This is a genomic window from Streptococcus mitis (assembly GCF_003942965.1).
Lineage (GTDB): Bacteria > Bacillota > Bacilli > Lactobacillales > Streptococcaceae > Streptococcus > Streptococcus mitis_BH.
In genome coordinates this window covers 1-7609 of record NZ_RJOG01000040.1, presented here as the reverse complement: position 1 = coordinate 7609, position 7609 = coordinate 1, and the positions used below count along the sequence as shown (strand labels likewise).

The window sequence follows — 7609 nt, the reverse complement described above, 5'->3', positions numbered from 1 at the left end:
AGTTAAACCATGTTGTCTGATATCATCAAAGTATAAAGTCGGTTCAGTAAAGAACAGATAAATTCCATAGACCTCCACGAAAATAAGAAAACTGATAAAACCAATAAGGAAAAGTCCACTGACAATAAGAAAGAGTCTCCATAAAAGAATGAGAATTCCTCCTACTGCTAAAAAAATTACTGGGATAAGGAGTAAATCATTCATGACTTTCTCCTTTCTAGTCAATCAATTGACGATAATGGGTGGCAAGAGAGGAATCAAACTCTTCTAATTTTTGAACTAAGTCCAAATACTCCTCTTTCTCATGTTCTTCAAAGTCCACACCTCGATGATTCTGAAGAGCGATTTCCAATTGACTAGTAAGTTCTCGTATAGAAAAGCTGTAATCGCCTGTCACTTCCTCATAATGTTCCTTTAACTCCTTGTAGGCTTGGTATTCTTCAGGTGTTTGAAATCCCTGTACCAAAGCCTCTTCTAATTGATAATAGGTATCTTCCATCATAATCGTTACCTCGTTTCTTTCTATCTTTATTCTACCGCGCTTTTCTTTTCTTGTCCGCTATTTATATCTATTTTTTAATCTAATTCAAAAGAAAGTTGTTCTTGCTTTTCTTTTCCTTTTTCATGGAATTGTCTTAAGGCCTGATCAATAATATCTAAATCCGTTTCCGTTTCAATCAATGGCGCGAGTACATCGTATTCGGCCTTTTTAGTTTGGTAATCCTCTTCCTTTGGAAAGTTTTTCTCAATTTCTACCTTAGCAGTATTCCATTTATCCTTTAATTCATCCAATAAGTTCTGAGTTATCACTTGGTCCTCTTTAATGTGATCAATCGTATGCTGAAGTCTTTGAATTGTGCCTAAAGGAGAATACAAATCTAAACTGACAGAATACTGATTTTCTCCCACAATCTTAACAGAGAAGGTTTCAGGAAGAGGGTGATTTGTTGGAAGACTAAGCATTTTAATGTCAAATCCTCGATAACTGGCTAGGGTACGAAATTCTTTGCTGTCAGCTTGATTATGACGGATAAGACGGTGTAAGGATTCCCCTGCTTCAGATCGTTGATCAAAAGCTTGCTTACCTACCGTCATAGAAAATGCCTGGTCTTTTGACATTTCAGACTGTTGAATGTCGCCTTCATACTTACTTAATCGTTTCTCAAGAATGGGCATATTTTCTTCACAGTAGGAGATTGTATGACGATAGTGATCCTTGCTGCGTTGAAAGGCGCGTCTTTGATTTTCTAATAGAGTTAGATCATTCTCTAGTTCCATCTTATATTTGAGATAAGGATTACCTGTTGCTAGTGCCTTAAAATCAGAAGCTGTCATGGTCTGCTCATCAATGTCTTCTGCAGCACGAATCGGCTCCTTAGAAGTCATAATCTGCTTAATATAACGAAGTTTGTTCTCCTGAGTTGCCCATAGATAATTATCAAATGAACCTTTGGTAATGTAGTGGTAAATATCCACTTCCTTGTTTTCATTTCCCTGTCGGATAATCCGTCCATTGCGTTGCTGAATGTCACTTGGTCTCCAAGGGACATCCAGGTGATGAACTGCTTTCATCTTGCTCTGAACATTTAAACCTGTTCCTCCTTTTTCAGTTGAGGCAAGGAGAATCCGCACCTCTCCTGCATTGACCTTTCGAGACAAACTATTCTTTTTTTCATCACTATTGGCATCATGTACAAAGGCAATTTCCTTACTAGGGATTCCTCTATCAACTAATAAAGCCTTGATTTCAGAATAGACATCAAAGCCATTATCCTTTTTCTTAGGTGTGCCAATATCTGAAAAAATCATCTGAGTAGCCTTATTTTCCATTCCCTCACGATAGATTCTTTCAACATTATCCACTACCTGAAGCAGTTTATGATTGTCTGCTAGACTATAACTAGAGTCCAATAAACGCATATCAATTGCTAGTTTCCGTGCCTCACCTGTTATCTTTAACATGTTATCCTGGCTCGGATCAACTGTTCCACATTTGACCATATCTGACCTCATAACTAATTCTTCTAAATAGAGTTTCTGGTTTTCAGTTAACTCACTCTCAATAGGGATAATATGAGCTTCTGGAACAGGTAAATCCATCATATCTTGTGTTTGAATGTCGGCTGTTTCTTTATAGATTTTCATCAACTCAGGTAAATTGACAAACTTTTTAAATCGTTTCTTAGGTTGGTACTTATCCCCTGTAGGAGCTAATTCCATAGAGTTTTGAATTTCTCCAAAAGCACCTACCCAAGAGTCAAAATAATCAACTTGATAGCGTTTTAAGATATCTGGTTGAATGTAGTTCATCATAGTATACAACTCACTAATAGAATTGGAAACAGGTGTTCCTGTCGCAAAGACAATATTTTTAAAATCATGTTCTTCCTGAATCTGTCGAACCTTCATTTCCATATCCACGTTCTTCTTAGAGGTTGTATTGGTAATACCTGCTACATTCCCAAGTCCAGTAATTGGACGAATATTTTTAAAGTGATGTGCTTCATCCACAAAGAGAAAATCAATTCCTAAGTTCTCAAAATCAATAAAACTATCACGATTAAAGCGTTGCAGTTCTTCCAATTGTTTCTCTAGACCACTTATTGATTGTTCTGCTTCTTTAACGGTATACTTATTTTCTGAATGTGTTTTAATCTCTCGTAGTTCATTGAGTTTATCCTCGATATAATTCATCTGTCTTTCCTTACTGACAGGGATTTTTTCAAATTGAGAATCCCCAATGACAATGGCATCGTAATCTCCTGTAATAATACGTGATACAAATTGTTTTCTTCTCGCCTTCACAAAATCTTTCTTAGTGGTTACAAAGACCTTTTTAGTAGGGAAAAATTTCATGATTTCTTGGCCAAATTGAGCAGACAAACTAGAAGGTACTACATACAAGGGCTTATGAACCATCCCCAACTCCTTTAATTTAAACCCAGCACCAAGCATGGTCAAGGTCTTTCCTGAACCTACCTCATGAGCTAACAAGGCTCTTTTTTCTTCTACGATTCTTTGAATGGCATTCTCTTGATGAGGACGAAGACTGATGTTTTGTGCCAAGCCATCAATAACTAAATGGCTACCATCATACTCTCGACTAACCGTTCGATTATAAAGACGATTATAGCTTTCCTCAATGACTTGTTGGACTTCTGGATACCGTGAGACAAATTCTTGAAAGAGTTCTTGTAAATGCTGCTCTTTTGCTCTTAGAACAGAGGTTTTTTCCAAATCTGTGATGGTCTTTTTCTTTTCTCCTTCCGTAACAGTCATGGTAATCGTCGGTTGGTTTGAATTTAGTAAATTCTCAAAAATCTTTCTTCCTGTATCATAACGTGACCCACTGACTCCAAGACTACTATCTTTGGCACTTGGATAGCGATAAGCAAATGATGTCCTTAAATGAACCTGTCCATCGACAGGATTCACTTCAATGACTTGTTCAACATCTGGCGAAGACAATTCAAATTCACGATTGGTAAAACATTCAAAGGCAAATTTACCATAAACGGATTGAGGAATCCAACGTGACCCTATTTTAAACTCAATATCTGCCAGATGAATCCGTGGAGGGCGAACAGATTCTAACAAATCTAAAGCATGGTTCCAATCATATTCTTGATTGTTTTCCTCCACTAATAGTTGAACTACTTCTATCTTGTTGAGAATATCTCCTGATAAAAACTGGTTCTTAGAAAGATATTTTCTTTCGCCTCTTAAATAGCTTTCTGGATCTATTAAAATCTGGTCACCTAACTCATCTAAAATAGCAGCTTGGCTATGTTCGGGATAAATTGATACCATATAGTCTAAATCAACCCCTCTACCATCCGATAAACTAGAGTTTAAGGCATCTAAAGCCGTTGAAACTCTTGCAATTACTCTCTCTGGCCTAACCAATGCTTTCTCAAAGGCTAAAGATTTTTTATATTTTACTTTCTGACTTTTAGAATCAATGTATTCATCTTCTAAACTAGCTAGTAAGGAATACTTATCATCACTATCAAATAAGTTTCGATTGACTGAGGCATTCAAGTATCCAAATTGGCTTACAAACCGATCATAGTCACGATTCAATTTGCCAAGCAATGCCTGAAAATCTGTCCGACTATAATCTTGATGGCGTTGAATTTCAATTAAGGATTGATAGGTCTCTCTCAAATCAACCATTCCCTTAATGCGACTAATGTCCTTATCCGATAAGGGGCTTTCATAAAAGACCGTTTTTTTGAACAAGCCCTTATATTTCCCTCTTTTACTCGCTTCTTCTGACTTGTAAACATCTAGTGCTTCCTCATCTGTCAAATGAAGTTGCACGAATCGGTCTATTTTATGTTCAGACAAAGAACTGTCCCAAGCTTTAAAATCTCCCTTCTCATCTACATAATAACTAATTTCGTCTACTTTTGAACTTTTCCGAATGCCATGCGTATCTCGGTAATAAATTTGATTTCCCTCATATCCAAAAGAATAGAGCGCTAAGTCCTCACGTATACGACTTGGGATAGAATTATCCACTTCTTCTTGGATAAAAACAGGTGCTTTCAAAGATTTGTCAATTTGTTTAGGTGCTTCCACATTCTCGAATGCTTTCATTATGTCAGTAGATAATGTTTCTGATACCCCCTTAACATTGAGGGTTCCTCCATTAAAATTACGTACTTCATATTCACCCAAAACTTGTGTGTTGTATTTCCCATCAAAATAAGGATTGATCCAGACACGCTTATCCTCCTCAAAGGGAATAGAGCCACTAAAGACAAGCTCATCTTCATTAAGATTCTTTGCTTGATCCTTTTGAAAGAAGAGGAGGTCTGTGGTCACTCGAGTACCTGCAATCTTTTTAAAAGCCGTATCCGGCAAACGAACTCCCCCTAAAAAATGAGTGTTGGATTTAATCTCTTGTAAGACATTATCTGTCCGTTTATCCATTGTCCCAATAGATGAGATAATCGACACTTGTCCTCCGTCTCTTACTAAATCAAGTGAGTGTTTGACAAAGTAATCATGAATCATATAAGGTTTATCATAGTTTTTATCGGCAATGCGAAAATTTCCAAACGGAACATTCGTTAAGACTAAATCAAAACTATTATTTTGATAGGGAACTTCTTCAAATCCTCGTACTTCAATATGGGTATTGGGGTGGAGTTGTTTTGCGATTGCGCCTGTCACACTGTCTAATTCAACTCCATAGAGTTCTGATCTCTCTCGTATACTTCTAGGCATAGCCGCAAAAAAGTTCCCTGTTCCCATAGAAGGATCTAATATCCTTCCCCCTTCAAAACCATCATCCAGTAATTTTTGCCAAATCTGGCGAATGATCATTGGGTCTGTATAATAGGCTGTAAGAGAACTTTGTTTCATAGTGGAGTATTCTGATTTACTTACTAAACTCTTAAGAGTTAAACGTTCTGTTTCATACTTTGGATTGAGTTCATCGAAAAATTCATTGGCAAGACCACCCCAGCCGACATACTTGGCTAGTAGCTCTTGTTCTTCTGGATTCGCTTGTCGTCCCTCTTTTTCTAATCTTTTGACAAGTTCAATTGCGGCGATATTCGTTTCAATTTTTTCTCGATTTGTCTTAGGATAAAAGTCCTCTAACTCATCTGGAAAAACAAAATCTTGAACGGGGACATCCGTCTCTTCTATGCCTGAAATTAAAGGTTTTGTTTCCTTATCCTTATCCTTTTCATTATCTTCTTCCAGGTAGGAAAACAAATCTATTTCCTGACTTTCACTTGATGAATCAATCTCAATCTCTGAATCTTCTTTTTCAAGTTCTACATGAGACAATACTTGTTCAATCTCTTTCAAACTGTTCAAGTATAAAATAGGGTTCTCTTCAAATAACTGGTTAGAATCATTGAACAGCTCTAGGCGAACTAAGTCATTTAACTGTGCATTTTCAATCGAAACCAATTGAAATACTTGTCCTTTATAACTTACTTGTGAACCGATTGGATATTCCCTCAAAGCTTCTTCTACAATTTTATCGACATTAGAAAAAGAGTTCGTTTCTTCCGTTTCCTGTTCAATATCACTTGAAGGAGACAAAGATTCCTCTACTTGATTAGACTTTTCTCTTATAGCCTTTACTTCATCAAAATGAGTAATAATCTTCAGCTTTTGTGTCAGTGGGAGTTGTTGGTAGTTTTCTTCATGATGGACAAGATCCGAAACGGTATCTAAAGTAGCCATTAATTCAGAACCCAAATAGGCTAGAACATCTCCCTCTTTTTCTTCAAAATGAATCTCAAGAACTTCTTTTTTAAGCTCTTTTGAGTCAACCATTAGAAGAAATTCCTCTATATCTCTACTAACACGGTCAGATAGATTATTCGCAACCCGATAGACATTGACTAAATTGACATCCTGTTTCTGATGACATACAAGCTCACTTAATGGTTCTAACTTCTCTTTTTCAGATTGGATGTAAAATCGAGTGGAAAGGTTATAGGTTGCGACTTCTAGCACCAAGTTTTTCTCAAAATTACTTAATTGAGATAATTTACTTAGACCTGCTTGTCCAAAATTTCTTGTGTAACTTTCTAAATCTTGGTCATTATTTTCAGAACTAGCCTCTAGGAAAGAAATAATATCTTGATGAAACGAATACACATGAGGTATCTCTTCTATCTTGCCCTCTTCAGCCAAAAAACTCTCTACCAAATCCTGCCATTTCTCATCAAAATGTTGCGCTTGATAACGAAGAAATAGGTCCATTTTCTCCCTATCTTTTGGAATTGTTCCACGAAACATAGCCAATAATTGCATTACTTCCATACTCGCTCCTTTCATCTATACGAAAATAGGAGAATCACATGATTCCCCTACAACTCTATCTCCATTTCAACCTCTTGAGGACTGGTTTCTAAATTACTAGACAAAAGAGAAACGGCATCTGTTCTCATGTAGTAAGTATATAAGTCTTCAAGGTCTTGTTGGTTTTCAATCCCTGTTTCAATACTAATCAGTGCCTGTATAAATTCCTTGTAGTGACTCTCCATCATATCTGAAATCTTTTGTTTCATTTCCACAAATACTGATGACGGTTCAGTTATACTTATTTGGTCTATGTCTTGAAAATCCTTTTCTAAGGGATTGGTTCCTCCTTCTATTTCCAATAAATCTGAACGACCATCACCATCAGAATCTGCGCTAAGAGGATTGGTTCCTAGCGCCAATTCTTGAGCATCAGTTAATCCATCTTGATCCGAATCACGTTGATAAATGGTTTCCATATACTACCTTCTTTCCTAGTTAATCTTGTTTCACCCCAATCCTACCAAATATTCCTTGAAAGAAGTATCACAACAAAAAAGAGAACGAGCTAAAACTGCGTTCTCCTTAAAAAGATAAAAAAAGACAAGTTTTTTTATCCTTGTCTTTTAGTTTTAGTATTGCTTTGGTTTCAATGTCAATAAGTATGTTCTTTTTGAATCAGTAACTATTCCAATTTATCTATCTTGAAATAAATAAAATCCCTTTGTAATACTATAAAAAATAACTAACAAAGAAATAACTATAAGACTCGGTTGCCAGAAACCTGATATATCTACTAAACTACGGCCTAAAAATTGGCCAATAACGCTAACTA

General features: G+C 36.3%; 4 protein-coding genes. All 4 read right to left on the bottom strand.

The window, feature by feature from the left end:
• The coding region (locus tag D8837_RS09625) for a DUF5966 family protein (protein ID WP_125456814.1) at nt 1-204 on the bottom strand (204 nt) is incomplete at its 3' end.
• A gap of 13 nt (nt 205-217) precedes the next feature.
• Nucleotides 218-502, bottom strand: a complete 285-nt coding sequence (locus D8837_RS08760) for a DUF5962 family protein (protein WP_000969635.1) — start codon at nt 500-502, stop codon at nt 218-220.
• Nucleotides 503-576: 74 nt separating this feature from the next.
• Nucleotides 577-6795 carry a DEAD/DEAH box helicase family protein gene (locus D8837_RS08755; protein WP_185755700.1) on the bottom strand — a complete coding sequence of 2073 codons (6219 nt, stop codon included), beginning with the start codon at nt 6793-6795 and terminating at the stop codon, nt 577-579.
• Between the two features lie 47 nt (nt 6796-6842).
• Nucleotides 6843-7253 (bottom strand): thrombospondin type 3 repeat-containing protein, encoded by a 411-nt coding sequence (locus D8837_RS08750; RefSeq protein ID WP_125417157.1) that lies wholly within the window; start codon nt 7251-7253, stop codon nt 6843-6845.
• Nucleotides 7254-7609: the final 356 nt, after the last annotated feature.